Below are 3,740 nucleotides of genomic sequence, written 5' to 3'. Positions count from 1 at the left end.
GCTCACCACCGCCACGTCGAGGTCGCGGTCGCCAGCCAACCGAAGCGCCCGCAGCATGGCGGCATTGATCCAGGCGTCGTTATTTCCGAAGTCACCCCCGCCGAGCCGCGTTAGAAGGACACGCTTCGAGGCCCCCCGCGCCGCGTTCAGCACCCCAGCCAGCAGCGTGCCCTCGTAAGCCGCCTCCAGCACGAGCTGGGCGAAAGGCGCCCAAGCCTCGGTTAGCAGCCTCGCGTAGGCCACCGGCAGCGCCGAGCAGAAGATCTGGCTGACGAGCGGCCTCGGTGCCGGCCCCTCGGTGACGTCGACGTCCTGGTGCAGGCCGAGCCGCAGCCGGCCCCGCAGATCGTTGAGGGTACCCTCATCCGCCGCGTTCAGGTGCCCGGCAATAGCATCCAGGGCCGCCCGCGTCGGCAGCGCGTAGCCGTTGCGCATCGTCCATAAGGCAGCCCGATCCGTGCCGAGGCGCCCCGCGAGGGCATCCCCGAGGTCGGCGAGCCCGTCGAGTTGCCGCTCCGCCGTCTGCCCGATCTCGCCCGCGACCGGCACGAGGTAGTTGCGATAGATCGTGGCGGCACCCGCGGCCATGGCGCAGGCCGGCCCCTGCGTGCGGTCGTAGGCGTAGCCCGCGACACCGTCCTCCGGGGTCACGTCCGGCCCAACCATCTCCAGCATGTTGAACTGCGAGGCGACCTGGAACAGCGCACCGCGATTCTCCGGCGCCCGGTGCAGGGCGCGCGCATCACCCTCAACGATGGAGAGTCGCAGCCGGCCAGGACGATGAACACCGGCTGCCGCTGTGCGAAGCTCTGCCAGGGAGGGTAGCGTCAGCGTCCCCACCGCGTAGCTCTCGGCGGAACCCTCACGGACAAGCCGGCCGTCGACAATGCGTAGCCGAGCCTGCGTCTCCTGGTAGCCCGCTTCCCGGAATCCGGTCAGTCGCTCGAACCAGTCCATCTCGCACGTCCTCATCCGCCCTATGCCGCCCTCGCCGAAACGCTCCCGCACGGTTCCGCTTCGACCACGCATCCGGTTCTGCGTCGGACGACGCCGCATCCAGCGGTCATGGCTCGGCGCCGATCAGCCTCAGAACACAAATTTCCAGTCGATCCGCTTCGCCGGCGCCCGGCCGTCGGACGGCACCGCCGAGCACATCACGACGATGTCCTGCTGCACGGCGCGGGCGCCCCCTTTGACCGGGTTAGGCTTGACCATCTGGCACAGCCCAGTCGCTGCCCAGACCGTTCGTGTCTCCGGGGCGTCGAAGGTCATCAGCCGCAGCGTACTCACCCGGAACGCGTAGCCGTAGGCGTTTTCGAGCTCCGCGGACTGGCGCACCTCGAAATCGACCACCGTCCTGGCCGCGCCCCGCTCGTCAGCGTAGCCAGTGATAAAATCCACCGTGCCCCGGCCATCATCCTTGAGCCGCATGTCGCCGTTGCACGGCCGATCCCGGCCGTCGACCTTCAGCTCCAGGCATCGCCCGGCGTGGATCTTGTCCGCGGCGGGGCGCGCGACTGATCCCTCAGGCCGCTCCGGCGCAGGGGCGCCGGCCGGCGGCACGACAGGCGCAGGTGCCAGTGGCAGGCTCAATGACGGGGCACCGACCGACTGGCTGGCGAGGCAGGTCTGCAGGAGATCCCGCACCAGCGCAGAGGCTCCCGCGCCGCGCACCGGCAGGCGTGCCCCGGGGAACGAGACCTCGAAATCCTGGTCAAGCAGCAGGGCGGTGAGCGCGAGGCTGCCGCCATCAAGGAACATCGTGATCACCAGCCGGTCGATGGGAGCGAGGTCGATCTCCTCCGCCTGCACGGCGCCGAGCCCGACGAGCTGCACCTGCTTGACCCGGTTGCGCTCACTCTTGCCGGTCGGGTCGAACACCCGCAGCTCGATCTTGCGGTCGGACAGGCACAGCAGCTCGACGTCCGGCTCGTCGCCGGGCTCGCCATAGCGTACGTTTGACCCCCGGCCGGTCGGTCCCCACACGGCCCGTGTCGGCGGCGGGGCAGCGTCGCCTGCAATGGACGGTACCGAACGACGTGCTGGCGCGGTCGCCGCCGAGTCGGCCCCCCCGACCGTCAAGAACGGCATCACTGCGATGACGAGCCTCGTCCAGCGTCTCGCCATGCGACACCCCTGCTTCGAGTGCTTCTGGTCAAGGTGACGCCCGGGTTGGGACGATGCGTCCGCCTCACGGCCGTTCCGCGCCGATATCCGGCTGCGGCGTGTGCAGGGCAGGCTCATGGTCGCCACCCTTCAGCGGTCCTGATCGCACTGGATCAGCCGGTCGCCTTGTTGGAAGTCCGCGTAGCCTTGCGTGGCGGTGCAAAAATCGAAGGCTTCGCCCGGCCGCGTCGCTCGCCATCCAAACTTGGCGCAGTCTTCCTGGACGGTTATCGCGTAGGTCTTGTTACGCCACCGCAAGGTTTTTCGCGCGTCATCGATACGCACGGCGAGCGATTTTCCATCGACCCGGCATGTGTATCTGTAAACATCGGCTTGAACTGGCATAGCCGAAATCATCATGATCGCAGCAACAAAGTGTTTCATCATCTTTGTCCCTCCATCTTGCTGCACCAAGTCGCCTCCGGCTGACGACGCACTGAGAGGCGGCTCGGCAGCCGCCGAAGATGTTCAAGTCAGTATTCACAAGGGAGCATGACCGTCATTACGCGTTGCGTGACGCTACTATCGGCCGGATCCGGTGAGGCGTTGCGTCCGGCGCGGTCGAAGTAGTCGATCTTCCAGAATACCCGCTCGCCCGCGGCCTCGACCGCGCCGAAGTCGTGCTCGCCGTATGGGTCGTTGTCGACGTCGAAGCGGTCGAAGGTGGCGATGGCGTCGAGCACGATCTGCTGGCGCTCGCGGCCGAGCGCGATGATCCCGGCGGTGAGCACGAGGGTGCCGCCGCTGAGCGAGCGACGGAGGATGTCGTTGAGCGCGCGCACGCGCTCCGCGTCGAGGACGGCGGTCATGGCAACCTTGGGATGTGGCTGGGGGCGTGGTCCGGACGGCGTCGCATGGGCCGCGGCGCCGATAGCGCGTCCGGGCGGCAAGGAGCGGCCCGGGCGCAGTTCACGGGCGGCTAGGGTGCCCCGGGGGGCAGGAGGGCAAGCTCGTCGGCGGTGCGCAGGATGGTCGGAAAGACCATCGGGTCGTAGTCCCGCCAGCGCAGCGAGAAGGTTCGGCCGTTGGCCCCGATGACCTCCGCCTCCCACCAGCCGTCGTCAGGTCCTTCGTGAGCGAGCACGATGCTGCCCAGGCCGATCTCGCCGCGGTCCCCTGGGCGGGGCTGGCCGACGAAGAGATGGGCGCCCGGGCGTGACGCCGACGGCGCGCCCGCCGGCTCATCGGCGGGGGGCGACGGGGCTTCCTCCTCGTCCGATGGGCGTTCCTCGCCCGACGAGGGTGCCGTACTGACTTCCTCAGCCGCGGGGGGATCGGCTTCCCCCGGCGGATCCGAGGATGGGGCGTTGTTGGCGCCGGGCGGATCGGCCCGACCGCCCACAGCGACGGCGAGCCCAGCTTCCTCGCCGGCGAGCGCGATCAGCCGGGCGTAGACGTCGCGCTTGGCGGATGGCACGAACGCCCGGCCGCTCGGCAGGACCCGCCCGCGAGCAAGCCGCGCGGCGAGGGCGCGTCCGGCGTCGTCCGTGAGAGGCAGGGCGCGCAGCCGCATAATCGCGGCCGCGGCGGTGGCGGCTTCGGCGTCGGCGGCGTCGAACCACGCGGCGCGGGGT

At 69.4% G+C, this 3,740-nt stretch carries 4 protein-coding genes and 1 pseudogene; all 5 read right to left on the bottom strand.

Going from position 1 to position 3,740, the window contains the following annotated elements; genetic code table 11:
* On the bottom strand, positions 1 to 957 hold a 957-nt coding region (locus AX737_RS28380), incomplete at its 3' end, for a hypothetical protein (RefSeq protein WP_066927203.1).
* 129 nt (positions 958 to 1,086) lie between these two features.
* Positions 1,087 to 1,986, bottom strand: a complete 900-nt coding sequence (locus AX737_RS28375; protein WP_066927201.1) for a hypothetical protein — start codon at positions 1,984 to 1,986, stop codon at positions 1,087 to 1,089.
* Between the two features lie 270 nt (positions 1,987 to 2,256).
* Positions 2,257 to 2,553: a hypothetical protein gene (locus AX737_RS33775; protein WP_156454006.1), complete on the bottom strand. Its 297-nt coding sequence runs from the start codon at positions 2,551 to 2,553 to the stop codon at positions 2,257 to 2,259.
* Positions 2,554 to 2,639: 86 nt separating this feature from the next.
* A complete protein-coding gene (locus AX737_RS28370; protein ID WP_066927199.1) occupies positions 2,640 to 2,975 on the bottom strand; it encodes a DUF3768 domain-containing protein in 336 nt (111 codons plus the stop codon).
* Positions 2,976 to 3,085: 110 nt separating this feature from the next.
* Positions 3,086 to 3,740 (bottom strand): annotated as a pseudogene (locus AX737_RS36500) (hypothetical protein); the annotation flags it as partial.

It is taken from the genome of Methylobacterium sp. CCH5-D2 (assembly GCF_001556475.1).
GTDB classification, from domain to species: Bacteria; Pseudomonadota; Alphaproteobacteria; order Rhizobiales; family Beijerinckiaceae; genus Methylobacterium; species Methylobacterium hispanicum.
This window is presented reverse-complemented; position numbering and strand designations above follow the sequence as displayed.

Bases quoted from the DNA above. Each gene is read 5' to 3' on its own strand.
- AX737_RS33775 (WP_156454006.1), bottom strand. From the start codon at position 2,553: ATGATGAAACACTTTGTTGCTGCGATCATGATGATTTCGGCTATGCCA.
- AX737_RS28370 (WP_066927199.1), bottom strand. From the start codon at position 2,975: ATGACCGCCGTCCTCGACGCGGAGCGCGTGCGCGCGCTCAACGACATC.